This window comes from Corynebacterium ureicelerivorans (assembly GCF_000747315.1).
GTDB classification, from domain to species: Bacteria; Actinomycetota; Actinomycetes; order Mycobacteriales; family Mycobacteriaceae; genus Corynebacterium; species Corynebacterium mucifaciens.
In genome coordinates this window covers 558145-573178 of the sequence record NZ_CP009215.1, presented here as the reverse complement: position 1 = coordinate 573178, position 15034 = coordinate 558145, and the positions used below count along the sequence as shown (strand labels likewise).

At 63.7% G+C, this 15034-nt stretch carries 27 protein-coding genes and 1 other RNA gene; 1 reads left to right on the top strand and 27 read right to left on the bottom strand.

What is annotated here, in order from left to right; genetic code table 11:
• Position 1 precedes the first annotated feature (1 nt).
• The 21 genes from CUREI_RS02925 to CUREI_RS02820 all read right to left on the bottom strand — a co-directional run bounded on the left by CUREI_RS02925 (position 2) and on the right by CUREI_RS02820 (position 10362).
• Positions 2-187 carry a hypothetical protein gene (locus CUREI_RS02925; protein WP_038610218.1) on the bottom strand — a complete coding sequence of 62 codons (186 nt, stop codon included), beginning with the start codon at positions 185-187 and terminating at the stop codon, positions 2-4.
• Between the two features lie 107 nt (positions 188-294).
• Positions 295-489, bottom strand: coding sequence for a hypothetical protein (locus CUREI_RS02920; protein ID WP_038610215.1), 195 nt, complete (start codon positions 487-489; stop codon positions 295-297).
• 76 nt (positions 490-565) lie between these two features.
• Positions 566-952 (bottom strand): RusA family crossover junction endodeoxyribonuclease, encoded by a 387-nt coding sequence (locus CUREI_RS02915; RefSeq protein ID WP_038610213.1) that lies wholly within the window; start codon positions 950-952, stop codon positions 566-568.
• Positions 949-1521, bottom strand: a complete 573-nt coding sequence (locus CUREI_RS02910; protein ID WP_051952165.1) for a WhiB family transcriptional regulator — start codon at positions 1519-1521, stop codon at positions 949-951. Before CUREI_RS02910 ends, CUREI_RS02915 begins: the two co-directional genes overlap by 4 nt.
• 33 nt (positions 1522-1554) lie before the next feature.
• On the bottom strand, positions 1555-1734 hold the full coding sequence (locus tag CUREI_RS02905; RefSeq protein WP_038610210.1) for a hypothetical protein: 180 nt from the start codon (positions 1732-1734) through the stop codon (positions 1555-1557).
• Positions 1735-1885: 151 nt separating this feature from the next.
• Positions 1886-2731: a phage antirepressor KilAC domain-containing protein gene (locus CUREI_RS02900; RefSeq protein ID WP_051952164.1), complete on the bottom strand. Its 846-nt coding sequence runs from the start codon at positions 2729-2731 to the stop codon at positions 1886-1888.
• Between the two features lie 133 nt (positions 2732-2864).
• Positions 2865-3065, bottom strand: coding sequence for a helix-turn-helix domain-containing protein (locus CUREI_RS02895; RefSeq protein ID WP_038610208.1), 201 nt, complete (start codon positions 3063-3065; stop codon positions 2865-2867).
• Positions 3065-3484: a hypothetical protein gene (locus tag CUREI_RS02890; protein ID WP_038610205.1), complete on the bottom strand. Its 420-nt coding sequence runs from the start codon at positions 3482-3484 to the stop codon at positions 3065-3067. The genes CUREI_RS02895 and CUREI_RS02890 overlap by 1 nt, the downstream gene beginning before the upstream one ends.
• Before the next feature lie 60 nt (positions 3485-3544).
• Entirely contained in the window at positions 3545-4042 is a 498-nt protein-coding gene (ssb, locus tag CUREI_RS02885; RefSeq protein ID WP_038610203.1) for a single-stranded DNA-binding protein, read from the bottom strand.
• Between the two features lie 147 nt (positions 4043-4189).
• Positions 4190-4510, bottom strand: coding sequence for a hypothetical protein (locus CUREI_RS02880; protein ID WP_144242395.1), 321 nt, complete (start codon positions 4508-4510; stop codon positions 4190-4192).
• Positions 4507-4710 carry a hypothetical protein gene (locus CUREI_RS02875; RefSeq protein ID WP_038610200.1) on the bottom strand — a complete coding sequence of 68 codons (204 nt, stop codon included), beginning with the start codon at positions 4708-4710 and terminating at the stop codon, positions 4507-4509. Before CUREI_RS02875 ends, CUREI_RS02880 begins: the two co-directional genes overlap by 4 nt.
• A gap of 293 nt (positions 4711-5003) precedes the next feature.
• A complete protein-coding gene (locus CUREI_RS02870) occupies positions 5004-5456 on the bottom strand; it encodes a DUF7432 family protein (RefSeq protein WP_038610197.1) in 453 nt (150 codons plus the stop codon).
• 201 nt (positions 5457-5657) lie between these two features.
• Complete coding sequence (locus CUREI_RS02865; protein ID WP_038610194.1) at positions 5658-5879, bottom strand: hypothetical protein; 222 nt, start codon at positions 5877-5879, stop codon at positions 5658-5660.
• The gene (locus CUREI_RS02860; RefSeq protein ID WP_038610192.1) at positions 5879-6163 is read right to left on the bottom strand and encodes a hypothetical protein; all 285 of its coding nucleotides are present in this window, start codon (positions 6161-6163) and stop codon (positions 5879-5881) included. Before CUREI_RS02860 ends, CUREI_RS02865 begins: the two co-directional genes overlap by 1 nt.
• Positions 6164-6294: 131 nt before the next feature.
• Complete coding sequence (locus CUREI_RS02855) at positions 6295-6510, bottom strand: hypothetical protein (RefSeq protein ID WP_038610189.1); 216 nt, start codon at positions 6508-6510, stop codon at positions 6295-6297.
• An 86-nt stretch (positions 6511-6596) separates the two neighbouring features.
• Positions 6597-7034 carry a hypothetical protein gene (locus tag CUREI_RS02850; RefSeq protein ID WP_038610186.1) on the bottom strand — a complete coding sequence of 146 codons (438 nt, stop codon included), beginning with the start codon at positions 7032-7034 and terminating at the stop codon, positions 6597-6599.
• Positions 7031-7882 (bottom strand): MarR family transcriptional regulator, encoded by an 852-nt coding sequence (locus CUREI_RS02845; protein WP_038610183.1) that lies wholly within the window; start codon positions 7880-7882, stop codon positions 7031-7033. Before CUREI_RS02845 ends, CUREI_RS02850 begins: the two co-directional genes overlap by 4 nt.
• The gene (locus CUREI_RS02840; RefSeq protein WP_038610180.1) at positions 7883-8104 is read right to left on the bottom strand and encodes a hypothetical protein; all 222 of its coding nucleotides are present in this window, start codon (positions 8102-8104) and stop codon (positions 7883-7885) included.
• On the bottom strand, positions 8104-8487 hold the full coding sequence (locus CUREI_RS11540; protein ID WP_051952162.1) for a hypothetical protein: 384 nt from the start codon (positions 8485-8487) through the stop codon (positions 8104-8106). The genes CUREI_RS02840 and CUREI_RS11540 overlap by 1 nt, the downstream gene beginning before the upstream one ends.
• 229 nt (positions 8488-8716) lie before the next feature.
• Entirely contained in the window at positions 8717-9748 is a 1032-nt protein-coding gene (locus CUREI_RS02825) for an AAA family ATPase (RefSeq protein WP_038610175.1), read from the bottom strand.
• Positions 9749-9750: 2 nt separating this feature from the next.
• Complete coding sequence (locus CUREI_RS02820; RefSeq protein WP_038610172.1) at positions 9751-10362, bottom strand: hypothetical protein; 612 nt, start codon at positions 10360-10362, stop codon at positions 9751-9753.
• Positions 10363-10534: 172 nt separating this feature from the next.
• Between CUREI_RS02820 and CUREI_RS02815 the strand changes: the two genes are divergently transcribed.
• Positions 10535-10891, top strand: coding sequence for a helix-turn-helix domain-containing protein (locus CUREI_RS02815; protein WP_051952161.1), 357 nt, complete (start codon positions 10535-10537; stop codon positions 10889-10891).
• Here the strand turns inward: CUREI_RS02815 and CUREI_RS11900 are convergent.
• The 6 genes from CUREI_RS11900 to ftsX form a co-directional block, all read right to left on the bottom strand.
• Positions 10888-11064, bottom strand: a complete 177-nt coding sequence (locus tag CUREI_RS11900; RefSeq protein WP_084768136.1) for a helix-turn-helix domain-containing protein — start codon at positions 11062-11064, stop codon at positions 10888-10890. The two genes, CUREI_RS02815 and CUREI_RS11900, sit on opposite strands and share 4 nt — an antisense overlap.
• Before the next feature lie 57 nt (positions 11065-11121).
• A complete protein-coding gene (locus CUREI_RS02810) occupies positions 11122-12348 on the bottom strand; it encodes a tyrosine-type recombinase/integrase (protein WP_038610169.1) in 1227 nt (408 codons plus the stop codon).
• A 132-nt stretch (positions 12349-12480) separates the two neighbouring features.
• Positions 12481-12874, bottom strand: a transfer-messenger RNA (tmRNA) gene (ssrA, locus tag CUREI_RS11780).
• A 68-nt stretch (positions 12875-12942) separates the two neighbouring features.
• Positions 12943-13590: an SDR family oxidoreductase gene (locus tag CUREI_RS02805; protein ID WP_038610166.1), complete on the bottom strand. Its 648-nt coding sequence runs from the start codon at positions 13588-13590 to the stop codon at positions 12943-12945.
• A gap of 27 nt (positions 13591-13617) precedes the next feature.
• On the bottom strand, positions 13618-14115 hold the full coding sequence (gene smpB, locus CUREI_RS02800; RefSeq protein WP_038610163.1) for an SsrA-binding protein SmpB: 498 nt from the start codon (positions 14113-14115) through the stop codon (positions 13618-13620).
• 16 nt (positions 14116-14131) lie between these two features.
• Positions 14132-15034 carry a permease-like cell division protein FtsX gene (ftsX, locus tag CUREI_RS02795; protein ID WP_038610159.1) on the bottom strand — a complete coding sequence of 301 codons (903 nt, stop codon included), beginning with the start codon at positions 15032-15034 and terminating at the stop codon, positions 14132-14134.

The window sequence follows — 15034 nt, the reverse complement described above, 5'->3', positions numbered from 1 at the left end:
GCTAGGCCCCCTGCAGGATGTCGTGGAGGGAGCGGGCGGGCGCCACATCGTCGGCGGTGTCGCGGACGATGTTCAGCGCGAGGTTGAGGCCGGGCAGTTCCGCTGGGGTGGCGGTGGTGCGGGCTTCTTTGAGGCGTTGTTCTGCCATGTCGAGGGCGCGTAGGCCTTCGTTGTTCCCGTGGTACATGACGGGGTTCCTTTCTCCGCGTTGCAGCGCGGTCTATGTGGTTGTGCGGGCCGGTTGGCCCTGGTGCCCGTGGCGGGGGCTTGAACCCGCCTGCCTGCCTTGTCGGGCTAGTTGTCGCCGCGGACGTCGGCTACGACGTCCCAGAAGTCCATGCCCTCGCGCTCCACGAGCTGGCCGTCCTCGTTCCATTCGGTCATGCGGTGGGCGACTTCCTGCGCTTGCTCGCTGGTGAGCTCGACATCTCCGAGGCCCGGGGTGATGTTCTGCTCGATGTAGTCGGCGGTGGTGGCGTAGGTGGCCATCTTGTGTCCTTTCTGGGGTTGCAGCCCCTCTGCTCTTTGTTTGTACCCCTAGTTTATTACACACTTTGTCATAATGTCAAAGGGAAACCGAAACGCCCTCCGGCTCACCCAAAACCTGCAGGTAAACCCCCTCACACCCCTTCTCTACCAACGAAATCGCACACGACGATTCAGTCACAATCCACCAGCAGTCATCCTCAACAACACCCGCGTCCACCAGCCCGTCAATCGCAGGCTTCAGCGTCGCAGTGATGTTCTCCCGGTCACGCCGACGCCGGTCAGCCACCAACCACACCAGCCGCACCTTCGCCGTCCCCAACCGCGGGATACCCGCCTGCCGAGCCAGCAGCGCCGACGCCTCCCGCACCGCCTTCTGCTTCTTCGCCCTAGGAGCCCAATGCTCGCGGTCATTGAGCGACAGCGGCGGCTTCACCCACGGCAACTTCAAGTCCCACTGCGTCACGCCAGCGCCTCCCGCTCAAACAACGAGAACTGGATAACCACCTCGCGGTCACGGCGGGGCGGGGCCGAGTGGCGCTTCCGGTCAACCTGCTTCCGCAGCCCCACCCGTACCTCACCATTAGCCCGGGCCCGAGCCAACTCCTCGTTGTACGCCTTACGGCAGTTCGTGCAGAACCCCCGCCCCCGGTGCATTGCGTACCCGTCCGGCACACGGTCACGCGTCCACCGCACCATTGGCGTGCCGCAGCTTTTGCACCTGTCCCCTGCCTTCGCCCGCGGCGTCACCTCGACGGCAGGGGGAAGCTCCCCCGCCCGGGCCGCGAGCTCCATAGCTGCGCGCTGCGAGCCGTCGCAGTACACCCCGGCCTGGATCACACCGACCGCGGGGTGTTGGTTGCTGAAGTCGATACTTGAGCCGGCTGTCAGCGCCTGCTTCGCGCACTGGTTGATGATGGGGCACTCTTCGCAAATCTGTATCGCACGCACTGTCGATGGTGCGTCACGGCCAGCCGGGTTGGTAAACAGCTCCCGGTCTTGGTATGTGCATTTCGCGCCTTCCACATCGGCCACACTAACACCATCGGGTGTGTATTGCGAGCGGTTTCAGTTCCCACCCGCAATGAGGGTGAGCACGCGGGAGAGCTCCGCGACGTGGGAGGGTTCTAGCTCGATGGTTTGGCCGTTGACCTCTATTTCGTAGGCGGTGAAGGTGTCCTTCGGGTCGTGCGCCCTGGTGACTTTGCAGGGCGCACCAGGCGGGGTGAGGGCTGTTGTCTCAATCATGTTAGGAAGTCTGCTCCGGGTGGTTATGCGGTCGGCTCGGTGCCGTCAATGGTAGAACACATTTGCGACGTACACGAACACACGTTCTAATTACATGGCCGGGGATAGCGTTGCAGCACTACCCCAAAACTCCCCTTCTCCGTGAAACCAACTACGACACGGAAACGAACGGAGCCTCAACCCCCAGCCGTCGTCGGATAAACTCAACCCCCGCCGGCTTCACGTACGTTGTGTGCTTCAAGAACTCCCGCCCGTCCGCGTTAACATACTTGTGCGGACGAACCAGAAAGTAGCGCTCATACTGCCGGTACGGGGTGTTGTACAGGTGCCCCGACGGGATAAGCACTCGTTCCTTCCGTAGCCTGCGGAACAACTCGTTTTGCCCCATGCCCAGCATTTTCGCTACTGCACCCATGTAGTAGGTGCCGTCGGTTCGCATGAAACTGTCGAACGCCTCTGCCTTGGGGCGCGCCTCGTCCGCTTCGGCTTCCGCGACGTGGGCACGCGCCATTGCAGCCTCGGAGAGTTCCACCGCTTCGGCCTTCTCGGCCTCCAGGCGCTCCATCTTGGAGTTGGCCACCATGAGGGCACGGGAGAGTAGTTCCTCGTCCGTGAGTTGTGCGGGTTGCTGCGTTTCGGCCTGGCGGGTGCGGGTGGCGAAGTATGCCTGCGCGGACGCGACTTCCGGCTTGTTAGGGTCGCCGTTCATGGCGACGAGGTACGCCGCGAACCGGGTTAACTCGTAGTCCTCTTGTGGACGGCCCGCGGTCTTTTTACTAGATCGGATAAAAAGGCTGGTAACGTCCATTTTTTGGTTGTGCGCTGCCTTAATGGCGCGGTTCAGTGCGTTCTCGAAGTTCTGCCACTTGCGGTAGCCCATGAGTTGGGCGAGGTCGCGGGCGCTCCAAAACTCGGAGCCGTCCTCGCGCTCCTGGCGATACACGTCAAAAGGGGTGGGGGATTGTTCTGCCCCTGCGGGTATGACAAACTGACCCATGATTCAACTCCTTATTAGTTGAGTCCACGCCACGGGGTGTTGGTAGCACCGCCGTGGCCCAAAAATATCGGGCACCAGGTCTAAGTGACCTAGTGCCCTTTAACTTACCCGACCCTTGCCATTTTGTCAATGGTCAGCGGTCGCCAGAAACAATCCGGCTCACCCACGCTGTTGAACGACCCAACCGGCGCGCAATCTGCCCACGGCTCACTCCACCGTCTACGGCTCGCTGGAACTCCAAACGGCGTGCAGCCTTAGCAGCCTCCACCGCGCCTTCGTAGTCCTGGTGCGCCTCAACGGCAGCGGCCAACAGCTCGTCATGCTCACTGTCCACTACTGCCCCGCAAGAACTAGCTTCAAACCATTCACGCCCTGCCCTTGAATAAGGTGAGGGCAACCCGTAGCGGTAGCTGCTAAGAACGCCGGGGTCACCTTATCCTCCGGTACGTCCTTCACCTGGGCACGAATTGCAGATTCCCCCTTGGCGCGGATTGTCTCAAGGGACTCTGACTGTTCCTGTTCCGCGTACCCGCAAGACAAAATAACGACGCTGCGGAATGTATCGTTTGACAGCCCTACAGACTTCGCACCCTGCTCCATGAGCCAATCATGGGTAGGTTTCGCCTGTTCATCTACTGGGTCTTTGTACTCGTAGGTGCTGGTGGCTGGCTCTGCGTCCTCGTCGGAGGTGTCGCCGCACGCGGTGAGGGTGAGCGCGGTGGCCGCGGCCAAAGCTGCAATTTTCTTATTCATGGGTTCCGTCTCCCTTGTTGTTTTCTGTGTTCCCGCCGTTACCTTACCCGGCGAGCGTTCCTAGAACGGCGGCTCCGGGTCGCCGCCGCCGAACCCGCCCGTGTCGCCGGTCGCGCCGCCCCACGGGTCATTCTGCGGCGTCTGGCCGCTCTTCTGCCCCCAGCCACCCTGCTGCTGACCCCCGCCGCCATTCGACTGGTTGCGGTTCACCTGCGCGGTGGCGAACTTCAGCGACGGAGCCACCTCGCGCACGTTCACCTCAAACACGGTGCGCTGCTCCCCCTCCTTCGTCTGGTAGGAGCGCTGCTGCAGCTCGCCGGTGACGTTCACCCGCATGCCCTTCTGCAGGCTGTTGGCCACGTTCTCCGCGGCCTCCCGCCAGATGTTGCAGGTGAGGAACGTGGTGTCGCCGCCCTCCCACTGATTCGTCTCCTTGTTGAACCGGCGGCTGTTGGCAGCGACGCGGAAGTTCGCCACCGCAGCGCCCGAAGGGGTGTAGCGCAGCTCCGGGTCTGTGACCAGGGTTCCGCCCTCGATGTTGATGTTAGGAAGTGCCATGTTTCCTGTTCCTTGCGTTGAATTCGTCTCGGTTGAGTTTCAGTTTCGTCTCCGCGTCTCGGGCGTGCGTTGGGCACAGCCCGAAGTACGCTCCTAGCCGGTCGTGGGGGTCTATGAACCCCGTGCAGCGGCTGTACTGGCAGTGCCCTACTTGGTGCCTACCCATACGGCGTTCACCCCTCCGTGGCGCTTCGGCTGCGTCGAGCAGCGGTATCCGGTCTTGCGGATAATCCCGCGGCGCGACCAGGCCATGAGGAGGCCTCCGTATGCGTTCGGGGTTGTGGGGTCGCCGGCCTGGTCGAGGAGGCGGCGTAAATCGTCGGCGGTGAACTCACGCCCGGTGTTCGCCAGGTAGCCCATAGCCCGGTCTGCTGCGACGTGCCAGCCGCGGTGCACAGCAATGTTGGCGTAGTAGGCGGCTTCTGCCGGGTGCGTTTCGCCCCACAGCGGGTCTTGCGTGCCCATCATGCCGACGGTGCCCCCGGGAAGGCGCGGAGGTAGCTTTGTGCCTCGCGCAGTTCCGCGACCGCTTGGTTCAGCTTCGCGTGGACGTACGGCTTGTCGAGGCCGGCGTCTTGGTAGCTGTGCAGCGCCTCGTAGCATTCCTCGAGCGCGCCCGTGAGTGCGCCTTCGAGGTTGCCCAGGGCCGTGAAGGTGGGCAGTTTCATTGTGGTGTCCTTTCTCCGGTTGCAGCCGGTCTTGTGACGTTGGTGAGGGGCGCAGGGTCGCAGTGCCGCTCCCGCGACGGTGGGAATAGTGCCGTCGCATTGCCCGTGAGCGGGTACGCCCTTGCGCGGTGCTGAAGTACGCCAAAACGCACCACCGCCCCTGCGTGCCCGCCTGCGGGGTTGAACCGCAGCGCACCCGGTGAAGGGCGCGGGCCCGGCGCGGGCTACCTATTCGATTGTGTGGTGTGCCAGCCGTCGGCACGAGGCGCAGTATCGCCCGGCTCCGGTGGCGGTCAGGACTGGGAGGGGTAATTCTCCTGCACCCAGTCCTCATCCCATCCGATGTTCTCCCGCTCCATGTAGTAGCTGGTGGTGGAGGGGTAGACGGTGTACTTGACCTCGCCGTTGATCAGTCGGTGGAACGCCTCGCGCTCTTGGTCGTAGCGGGACCGCTTCTCCCGAATCTGGCGGTTAATCTCGTCGCCGTCGGCCACACGGCGAATGGTTGTTCCGTCCACCTCGGCAAGCGGGTTCTCGTGTGCTGCAGCCACCAGCGTCTTCCACAGGTCGAGCAGCTCCGGAGTTTCCAGCACCAGCTGGTTCACCGTGAACAGCTGCGCGCCCTCAACATTGCCCCAGTAGGGCTTCACGTCGTCGTATGAGCGGGGCGGGTTGGTCTTCGGCAGCTCGTCTAGCGTTGCGCCGGCGTACTCCGACATGGGGGCGGATTCTGGCTTCTTGGACATGGTGGTGTCCCCTTCCTCCGGGTTGCAGCCCGGTCTAGTAGTGGTGGCGGTGTTGCCACCTCGTGCGCGCCCCGGCCTCGAACCGGAGAGGGTTCCACCCGCGCTAGTTGTACGCCAGGGCGTTCAGGCACTCCTGCGGCAGCAGCACCCACGCCACGTCGAGCACCGCGTTCCAGAACTCGACCTGCATTGCAGCCTCCATCACTCGCCCTCCTTCCCCATCAGCCCGTACTCGGTCATGTACCCGGCGAGGGCCTGGTTCGCCCGGGACGCCGCGTCTGCCAGCGCCTCCCATGCCCGCAGTCGCTCGTCGTACGGAGCTACCCGGGCGGCGCTCTCCAACGCCCGCTTCGCGTCCATGCCGGCACCGAGCAGGGCGCGCTCCATGCGCACCCGGTCGGCTTCCTGCGCTTTGCTGTTCACTACCGCTCCCACCCGTCGAGCGTGTCCACCTCGGGGTCACGCGGAGCCTCGGGGCCGGCCAGCAGGTCGTAGGCGAGGCGCGCCGTCTGCAGGACTGCCCCGACGCTGCGCACGGTCATGACGCGGATCGTTTCGGTGTTCCCGTTGTCCTCGTTGCGCAACGTGATGGCGTGGCACCCCGGGTCGAAGTCGAGGGTCGCGGTGAGGTTCTCGTACGCGAGGTGGTCACCCACCCTCCGCCAGTGCTTTGCGATGTGGGGTGCGCGTTCGAGCAGCATGTCCATCGTTGTGTTCCTTCCTCGGCGTTGCAGCGCCGTCTTGGTGCGGGGCGGGTGCCCCTAGTGCCCGTGGGGAGGCTCGCACTCCCCTGCCTGCTGGTCGGGCTGATTGCCGGCCCGGAGGCTGGCGGTTGCGGTTAGTCGAGCTCGAGGGCCAGGTTGTCGAGGGCGTAGGCCAGGTCGCGGAGGAACGCAGGGAGGGCTGAGCCGTCGGCGTACATAAGCTCTTGGACGGTGTCTTCGAGGGATTCCTTCAGGGTGGTGCTGAACTCCCAACCGTTCTGCATGGCCATCTCGGTTTCGAGCTTGTCGACGATGTTCTGTGCGGTGAGGTTGTCGGCGGTGGTTTTCATCGCGGTGTCCTTTCTGGGGTTGCAGCCCCTCTTTCGTTGTTGCCCTAATCCTATTCCATAGTTTGTAATAATGTCAAACGTACAGGTCAAACACGCTTTACAACATCCTTCACCGCGTCCAACACCGCACCCGACACCACAGGCCGCGATTCCAGCACCGGCCTTGCGTGCCCACGCACCTCACCAAACCGGCCCTCCGACAGCTCCCGGTCACGCTGCACCCGCCGCGCCTCACGGTGCGCAGCCAGCAGCTCACGCTTCACCGGCTCGGATTCCCACCGCGCCAGCACAGCCCGCGCAGCCTGCTTCAGCTCCCGCGGGGTACACATCCGCTCCCCCGCAATCTCCACGGCCCACACACGCACCGCCTCCGGCCACACGCCCTTCGGCACGCTGATAGACCCGAGCACGTCGGCCCACACGGCCACCACCTGCTCCGTGGGGCGCGGGAACCGGTCAGGTGCCAGCGCCTTGCCGTAGGTAATCACGTTGCCGGCAAGCTCAATCTTCTCCTCGGGCGTCACCGCTCAAGCTCCTTCCACTCGTTGCCCTGGCGCTGCTGCTGCATGCGCTGAATCATCTGCTGCGCCACATCATTCGCCGTTGGCTGATAATCGCCGCGCTGCCCCACGTCCGCGCCGAGCGTTTCCTCGTCCTCCCAGCGCCCCTGGTTCAACCAGGTGGCCGGGTACGGCAGCTTGTCCTTGCTGCGCCCCTCGACGCGCCAGGAACGCACCGAACGCTCGACACCGGCCAGCAGCTCCTCCCGGGTCGCCCCGTCTTTGCGGGCCCGCTTGTACGCCCTCTCCGCGTCCTTCTTCCCCACCTTCCGCGGATAGGTCGCGTACCAGTCCGCGAAGTCCTCCGCGAGGCTCGGCACCGGGACGGCCAGCTCCCCCTGCCCCCCTTGGGGGGCTTGGGGGGAAGTTGGTGTTCTACCTAGTGTTTTATCTTGGTCTTCTATGTAGGTATTTTTTACCTCCGGCCCGTGGGTAATTTTTACCTCCGGCCCGTGGGTAATTTTTACCTCCGGCTCCCCCTCACCGTCGGTATTTTTTACCTCCGGTTGCCACGTCACCAAACGCTGCTCACGCAGCCGGTAGTCATTCCGCCCAAACTTGCCAGGCTCCCCAGGAACCGGGACACGCTCAACCAACCCCAGCTCCTCCAAGTCATTGATCGCTTGCGTGACCGTCTTCGGGGTCACACCGAGCTGCTCGGCCATGAGCTTCACCGTCACTGGGAAGTCAGGCCGGTGCGTGAGCAGGTTCCCCAGCACCGCGACCACACGCAGCGGGAACCCGGAACGAAACAGGGCGTTGGGAATCGTCGCCCAGTTCTCGTCAATGGAGCCGTCACGATAAATCGCCACCTACGCAGCACCTCCCACCGGCTGGTTGTGCTCGTCCAGGTAGCCGGCTGCGCGTAGCTCCTCCAACGCGGTATCCACCGTGCGCCACGTCAACCCGGTCAGACCCGATACCTGATTCACCGTCAACCCTTGGGGCCACCGATTCGCGGCCAGCACCGCGTACACCTTCAACGCCCGTGGGGGCATGGCCGACAAGTCAGCGGGTATACCTACCTGCCTCATTACTGCACCCCCTCGGCTTTCTCGTAGCCACCGCCCGGGGTGAGGTACACCCAGCCCCGGCCCGGTACTTTCATCGGCTTATACGCCGGGTCGCCGGTGTAGTGGCGCGACACCACGGCCCCCACGTCGCGCCCCGCCTGCGGGGAGCGGTGCGTCAGGTAGTCGTGGCAGGCGTGGCACGCCGCGCAACCATTCCCGATGGTGTGCGGGTTGCGCGACGCCCCCCGCGACTGGCGGTGGTGAAACTCCTCCGCCCGCCCGGTGCAGACACCGGGGAATCCGACCTCACACCGGCCCCCGTTGCGCATCATCACCGCCGCGTACACTTCCTCCGGCACCCGCCCGTTCTTCGCGGGTTTGCGCTTCATGTAGGAACGCTTCATCGTCCGTGCTTTTCCTTTCTCCGTGCTTCAAAATTGGGGTTGCAGCCCCGTCTAGGTGTTTGGCCTGGCGCGCCGTTCCCACTCCTGCAGGTGCCTTAGGAGCACCTGCACTGTCCCCGCGCTCAACGCCTCCGTAATGGCCTCGGACAGCTCCCGCGACGGCAAGTGGGTAATGCACCAATCGATAACCCGCACCGCCTGGCGGTCACGCCAGCTAAGGGCGCGCAGGCTAGGCTTCGACAAGCTCACCCTCAACCACCTCCCCGTCGAGTTGGTCTTGCACGTTGCGCTGCGCCCGGTGGCTAATCTCCGCTTGCACAATCTCCACCCGCTGCGTGTCCTTCATGCGCTGGTAGTACACCAGCCCCTTCTTCAGCGCCTCGTCGGACTGCTCGGTAGCCTTGCGAGCGAACTCCGCCAGCTGCTCTGCCGTCGCCTCCTGCTGCGGCTTCTGCTTCGGCTGTGGATTATCGGCTAGTGAATCGTCCTGCACCGCCTCGCGGAACGTCGCCGGCGCGGTATTCGCCCCCACCCCCATCGTCTCCAAAAGCTTCACCACGGAGAAGTCGTTGAACGTCCGCTCCTGCCCGGGCTGCAGCTGCAACGCCGGAACCGTGGTAGCGATCTTCGTCATTGTCCAGGTGCGGGGTTGACGGGCCTGCACAATCACCTGCACCCGGTACGGCAAGCGCTTCTGCGCCTGAATCTTCCAGTCCTTCTCCTTCGTCGGCCTGCCCTCATCGTCCATAAGCGTGACCTTCTCCAGGCGGGCGGTGCCGATCACCACACCCGGGAATCGACGCAGCTGGCCCATCACCCCCTCCCAGGTGTCGCCAGCCCGGTTCCACAGATCCATGTCAATACGAATGCCACCCTCGGGAATCTTGCGCCCCTTGCGGGTGGCGCGCCGGTTTGCCTCGGCCTGCGCATTCTCCGTGATCAGCTCCCACAATTCGGTGAGCGAATCGAAGATGAGCATGTTGTTCTTGCCTTCAGCAGCGGGGTGCGCCGACGCCCACGCAATCGCCTCACGAATCATCCCCACGGTGCCGTCATGCTCGATGATTTCAAAGTCAGCACCCGGAACCTGCCCGTATTCATCGGCCATGCCCTCGCCAAGCTCGATGAAGAATGCCCTGTCGACCGATTCCATGCCGGTTGCTTCGACAGCGGCCCAAGTTTTACCTCCACCCTCGACGCCGGCGAGGAGGATAAACGGCCATGAGGTCTGCCCGGTGGGTTTCCTAGTGGTGATGGTCATTGTTACTTGCCCTCCTCAATCTCGCGGAACGCTGACTGCGCCAGCGCGTCCTTAATCGGTTCCATCTCGCGCTCGAACGCGGCCTTCGCCTGCGCGCTGCGCCCCTTCGCCACTGTGAATCGCGGGCTCGAGGCGTCCTGAATCTCCCAGCCCAACGGCAGCTCCTTGCCCCCGCTGAACTCCCAGCCCTTCAGAACCTCCTGGCAGACTTCCTTCTCCACCTCTGCGGTCACGGACGGCACCAGCAGGTCTTCGCGGCCTGCGGCCTCGACCAGCTTCACGATTTCCGCGGCTTCCGGTGTGCCGTTGGCCGGCAGCATGTCCTCGACCTCGTGGCCGTGCTCGACGGCGTAGCCCAGCAGCACGGAATCATCGTCCGGCACCGCCTTCTTGTTCGGGGTGGACATGGACACGGTGCCAATCTTCACGCCGTTGTCGTTCTTGATTTCGGCCTTGTCGCCGGGTTCGTACTGCGCGGCGAGCTCGGCGGTTTCGTCTTTGTGGACGGCGTACAGCATGTCGAGCACGAACTTCTGCTTGATGAGGCGTGCTGCGCGCTCGTTTTTGGTTAGTTGCCCCTGTGTGGCGGGGTGGTTAGGATTAGAGGTGCTCATGGTCTGAATTCCTTTCTCCGTGAGCGTCTTTGCCCGGTTGGTGTTGCAGCGCCAGCCGGGCCTTCGTTTTGCCGGGTTGCAGCCCGGTGTACGCACTCTGCGGTGTGTACTGGTATGCACTCTAGTACACAGTTTGTAAAAAAGTCAAACCTAGTGCGATACGCTAAAACCCATGACACCCAACCCGCCCCCACAATGGCTCCCCGGGCGCATACTCCAAACCGCCCGAGAACAGGCGGGACTGTCTAAACGCCAAGCTGCCCTCAACGCCGGAATAACCCCCACGTTCTACAGGCGCATAGAAGACGGCGGGCACCTTATCAACGGCGAGTTCACACCCGTCAACCCCTCTGTGGAGAAGCTCACCGCCGCCGCTAAAGCAGTCAGCGCAGACCCCCACGCGGTTCTCTCCGCAGCCGGCTACAACCCCGCCGACGTGCAAAGAAAGACCCTCCACAGCAAGGTGGAGGGTCTACCTGACCGGCTACTACCAGCCGCGCTGAACCTTATCGAGCAGCTGGAACGCTAGGCCCAGCGTTTCGGGTCGCTGAACATCCTGTCGAGGTCTGCCGGGTCGATACGCACCATCCTTCCTGAGCGTCGGGCCGGTAGGTCGCCTGACCGGATACGCCGGTCAATCGTGCGGACATTGCAGCCGACAATGTCCGCGGCCTGCTGTCGAGTGAGCAAGGTTGCAGCCATGCTTCACGGTTCCTTTCTCCGTCTCCTAGTGTCTACTAGTGGACACTACAGTACACACTACCGGAGGGTGGCGCTCACCCGCTCCATGAGCTCGTCCGTACGCCCGGAACGCACCTTCATGTACACGTCGAGGATGGTGGAAACATCATCCTGCCCCAGCAGCGCGCCTATCTCCTTCAGGTGCGCGCCCTGCTCCGCCAAGCGGGTAATCAGCCAGTTCCTCCCGGTGTGAGGGTTGATACCCGCGTCGACGCCGGCCCGCCGCTTCACCCGGTTCAAGATACTGCGGTAGCTGGTGTCCATCACCATCTGCCCCGTCGCGGTGCGGGTGAGCAGCACCATTTTGCGCGTCCCACGGTCAGTCTCTACCAACGTGGCCAACCCGTCATGCGCCCATAGGTGAGCGAGGAACAGCGGGGCGTCCGCGTCCATGATGGGTATCGTGCGCCTCCCCGCGGACGTCTTGGGGGTGGACATGACCACCATCCGGGTTTTCCCGTCGATGGTGAGACGCTGCGCGTTCTGCCGTACCGCCACGGCGACTTTAGGGAGCCACGGCACCGGGCGCGGCGTCACCGTCACATCCTCCACCTCCACCGCTATAGCCTCACCGATACGCGCCCCATGATGAAGGATGAGCGACGTCAACGGCTTGTACGCGGCGTCCATGTGGTCGAGTATCGCGGCGAGCTCCCAGTCCTCCGGCAGGTACTTCTCCTGCGCCTGTACCCGCTTGCCGGCCTCCCGTACTGCCGCGGGGTTCGCGTCTATCATCTCGCGCCGGACGGCTTCTGCGCACGCGGCTCGAAGTCGCTTGTAGGCATGCTGGTTCGTTGTCTTCGCGTCGGGGTAGGCGGCTTGCAGGCCGTCCCACCACTTGTACACGTCCGCTGTTGTGAGGCGGGTGAGGGGAATGTTTTTCAGCCCCACCACCCGTGGGTCACTGTCCCCGGGCGGGAGTGGGGCGAGAATGCGGTTGTGTACTTCCCTCCGATAGCTTTGCAGCGTCGACGGCTTCAGCCGTGACGTCAGGATTTCGAGGTAGGTTTCCAGCCATTCCCCAACGGTTATGCCGTCCGCCTCCGCCTTGGCTGCGCGGGTTGTGGGGGGCTCCCATGCGTCGAGGTCGATTAGGCGGCGTTCGTGGGCGAGCCAGCCCTCCGCGTCGCCCCGGGTTGCGAAGCTGTGGCCGGGGGTGTGGCGTTTGCTGTCGGGGCCGGTGTATTCGGCGTAGAAGCGTGTCCGCTTTTTGGTGATTTTGCCCCAGGTTCTTCTCCGGGCCATGCGTTCCCCTTGCGTTCCCTTCCGTAAGTCGTTTCATGTCCGCGTGTGTCTACTCGTGTCTACTATGGAATAGTGCCACACGCTGCGGAAACGAAAGAATCCCCAGGCCAACAATGACCTGGGGATTCCCCTCGGTGGAGCCGCCGGGAATTGAACCCGGGTCCTTCACCACCGCGCCAGGGCTTCTCCGTGCGCAGTTCGCACACTGTCTCTCCTCGACCCTCCGGATCAGGCGAACATGTCCGGATGACGGGCCCAGTCAGTGGAAAATGTCCCTTCCAAGGCCCCACTGACAGGGCCGGAAGGCAAGTCCCCTAAGTCGACGCCAGGTACCGGGGCGGGGACATCCCCGGCCTGACGGACACGCAGGTCGCTGAACCTATTCTAATTAGGCAGCGAGGGCGTAGTCACGCTGAGAGTTCTTCTCTGCGTTTATTGTTTTACAGCGACGCTTGCGGTGGTCTCCTGCCTGCACCGGCACGCTTCCCCTGGCTAAGTAGATGAAGTCGAAACCAGAATCGACCCCGTCAACTACGGGAACCGTAGGAGATGTGACTCTACACCCCACACTCCCCCACCGCAAGCCCGGCCGATTTAGGTGCGTGCGGGGCGCACGCGGAGGAACTCCACCACCGCATCTGGGCCGGCATCGACGGCCAGCCGAGCCGCTTTGGCCACCTCGACGGCATCCATCTTCGGGCGGCCGTTGTCGCCCGCGAGCATGTCGGTGTTGGTGCGGCCCGGGTGCAGTGAGGTCACGCGGACCTTGCCTGCCTCTTCCTCCTGCAGGGACTCGGTGAAGCCACGGAGCGCGAACTTGGAGGCGCAGTAGGCCGAGTTCTCGGCGAAACCCCGAAAGCCGGCGCCCGAGTTGATGGTGATGATGAGGCCGGAGGAACGTCGCAAAGCGGGAAGCAGCGCGCGGGTCAGGGTGACGGGGGCGAAGAGGTTGACCTCCATCATTTCCCGCCACTTTTCATCCGTGAGCTCCTCCAGCGGGCCGTGGTCCATCACGCCTGCGGCGAGGACGAGCACGTCCAGCTCCTCGATCTGCGAGGCCGCGCGCAGAATCGCGTCGGTGTCGGTGAGGTCCGCCTCGAACGGATCGGCGCTGGGCAACGCCGACACTACCTCAGACGCGTCCTTCGACGCCCCGGCGTAGATGTGGTGATCTTTGCCCAGCTCTTCGGCGATGGCGCGGCCGATGCCACGAGATGCTCCAGTGATAAGTGCCTTCTTCATAGGCACCCACCGTACTCAAATCCGGAGTTAGGCCTTGATCCCCTTGAGCTTGCGGCCGAGGTCGCGGGTGATCTCGCGGTCCTCCGTCCGGCGCTTGATATCGCGGCGCTTGTCGTAGTCCTGCTTACCTTGCGCAAGGCCGAGCTCCACCTTCGCGCGGCCGTCTTTGAGATAAAGCGACAACGGGATCAGCGTGCGGTTGCCGTCGCGAACCTTGCCCTGCAGCGAGTCGATCTCGCGCCGGTGCAGTAGCAGCTTGCGGGTGCGGCGCGGCGGGTGGTTGGTCCAGTGGCCCCGGGAGTATTCGGGGATGTGCATGTTGCGCAGCCACACCTCGCCGTTGTCGACGGTGGCGAACGCCTCCACGAGCGACACCTTGCCCTCGCGCAGGGCTTTAATCTCGGTGCCCTGCAGCACGAGGCCGCACTCCCAGGTGTCCAAGATGGTGTAGTCGTGCCGAGCCTTCCGGTTGGTGGCAAGCACACCGGTATTGGAGAGCTTCGTCTTCTTGTTCTTCTTGGACATAAGAGGGTTAAGCCTACTACTTGCGCACGTAGGAGCGAAGCGCCACCTGCGCGGCGAGGCCGCCGAGCACCACCGCGGCCAGGCCGACCAACGGCATGACAGCCCACACGGTGCTATCCGGCACGCGCGCGATTAGCTGGGAGGCGTACAGGTCGCCCAGCAGCGGGTCCACAATGAACTGCTTGCCCGCCCACACGCCGACGGTGGCCAGTACGGCGCCGATAAGCACCGACAGCACGGCCTCGAGCACGAACGGAGCTTGCGTGAACCAGCGGGAGGCACCCACCATGCGCATGATGCCAATCTGCTCGCGGCGGTTGTACGCCGCCAGCTGCACCATATTCGCAATCAGGAACACGGCCGCAAGCGCCTGAGCTGCGGCGACGGCGAACGCGACGTTGCGGAAGGTGTTCAGGGTGCCCGCGGCGGAGCGCACCGTGTCCGCCTGGTCGGAGATGACCTCCACCTGCTCCATGTCGCGGATGGCGTCCAACGGCGCGGTGTCCGTGGGATCCGTCAGGCGGACGTGCAGCGCAGCAGGCAGCGCGTCCGGGGTGGTCTCGCGCACCAGCTCGGGCTCCGCATCCTGGAACAGTTCTTTAAAGCGCTCGTACGACTGCTCCCGCGAACGGAAGGTCACCTGCTCCACGCGGTCGTCGGCCTGAAGCGTGTCGCGGACCTGCCTGCATGCCTCGGAAGAGCAGTCCGAGTCGTTCGCGGAGATGTCTTCGTTCAGCTCGACCATGACCTCCACCCGGTCCAGGTACAGGTCTTTGGTTTGCGTCGTCGCCTTGGAAATCAGCACACCCGCACCTACGAGAACCAGCGACAGCGCGGTCGTAATGATCAGCGCGATGGTCATGGTGAGGTTGCGCCCGAGGCCCTTGACGCCTTCTCTACCGATAAATCCCCAGTTCAT

What these genes read in the sequence shown, in the direction of transcription:
- smpB (WP_038610163.1), bottom strand. Translation starts at nt 14,115, where the DNA reads ATGTCCAAGAAGAACAAGAAGACGAAGCTCTCCAATACCGGTGTGCTT.
- CUREI_RS02920 (WP_038610215.1), bottom strand. Translation starts at nt 489, where the DNA reads ATGGCCACCTACGCCACCACCGCCGACTACATCGAGCAGAACATCACC.
- CUREI_RS02870 (WP_038610197.1), bottom strand. Translation starts at nt 5,456, where the DNA reads ATGTCCAAGAAGCCAGAATCCGCCCCCATGTCGGAGTACGCCGGCGCA.
- ftsX (WP_038610159.1), bottom strand. Translation starts at nt 15,034, where the DNA reads ATGAACTGGGGATTTATCGGTAGAGAAGGCGTCAAGGGCCTCGGGCGC.
- CUREI_RS02900 (WP_051952164.1), bottom strand. Translation starts at nt 2,731, where the DNA reads ATGGGTCAGTTTGTCATACCCGCAGGGGCAGAACAATCCCCCACCCCT.
- CUREI_RS02855 (WP_038610189.1), bottom strand. Translation starts at nt 6,510, where the DNA reads ATGAAAACCACCGCCGACAACCTCACCGCACAGAACATCGTCGACAAG.
- CUREI_RS02875 (WP_038610200.1), bottom strand. Translation starts at nt 4,710, where the DNA reads ATGAAACTGCCCACCTTCACGGCCCTGGGCAACCTCGAAGGCGCACTC.
- CUREI_RS02810 (WP_038610169.1), bottom strand. Translation starts at nt 12,348, where the DNA reads ATGGCCCGGAGAAGAACCTGGGGCAAAATCACCAAAAAGCGGACACGC.
- CUREI_RS02890 (WP_038610205.1), bottom strand. Translation starts at nt 3,484, where the DNA reads ATGAATAAGAAAATTGCAGCTTTGGCCGCGGCCACCGCGCTCACCCTC.
- CUREI_RS02805 (WP_038610166.1), bottom strand. Translation starts at nt 13,590, where the DNA reads ATGAAGAAGGCACTTATCACTGGAGCATCTCGTGGCATCGGCCGCGCC.
- ssb (WP_038610203.1), bottom strand. Translation starts at nt 4,042, where the DNA reads ATGGCACTTCCTAACATCAACATCGAGGGCGGAACCCTGGTCACAGAC.
- CUREI_RS02820 (WP_038610172.1), bottom strand. Translation starts at nt 10,362, where the DNA reads ATGAGCACCTCTAATCCTAACCACCCCGCCACACAGGGGCAACTAACC.
- CUREI_RS11900 (WP_084768136.1), bottom strand. Translation starts at nt 11,064, where the DNA reads ATGGCTGCAACCTTGCTCACTCGACAGCAGGCCGCGGACATTGTCGGC.
- CUREI_RS02905 (WP_038610210.1), bottom strand. Translation starts at nt 1,734, where the DNA reads ATGATTGAGACAACAGCCCTCACCCCGCCTGGTGCGCCCTGCAAAGTC.
- CUREI_RS11540 (WP_051952162.1), bottom strand. Translation starts at nt 8,487, where the DNA reads ATGAAGCGTTCCTACATGAAGCGCAAACCCGCGAAGAACGGGCGGGTG.
- CUREI_RS02880 (WP_144242395.1), bottom strand. Translation starts at nt 4,510, where the DNA reads ATGATGGGCACGCAAGACCCGCTGTGGGGCGAAACGCACCCGGCAGAA.
- CUREI_RS02825 (WP_038610175.1), bottom strand. Translation starts at nt 9,748, where the DNA reads ATGACCATCACCACTAGGAAACCCACCGGGCAGACCTCATGGCCGTTT.
- CUREI_RS02815 (WP_051952161.1), top strand. Translation starts at nt 10,535, where the DNA reads ATGACACCCAACCCGCCCCCACAATGGCTCCCCGGGCGCATACTCCAA.
- CUREI_RS02925 (WP_038610218.1), bottom strand. Translation starts at nt 187, where the DNA reads ATGTACCACGGGAACAACGAAGGCCTACGCGCCCTCGACATGGCAGAA.
- CUREI_RS02860 (WP_038610192.1), bottom strand. Translation starts at nt 6,163, where the DNA reads ATGGACATGCTGCTCGAACGCGCACCCCACATCGCAAAGCACTGGCGG.
- CUREI_RS02840 (WP_038610180.1), bottom strand. Translation starts at nt 8,104, where the DNA reads ATGAGGCAGGTAGGTATACCCGCTGACTTGTCGGCCATGCCCCCACGG.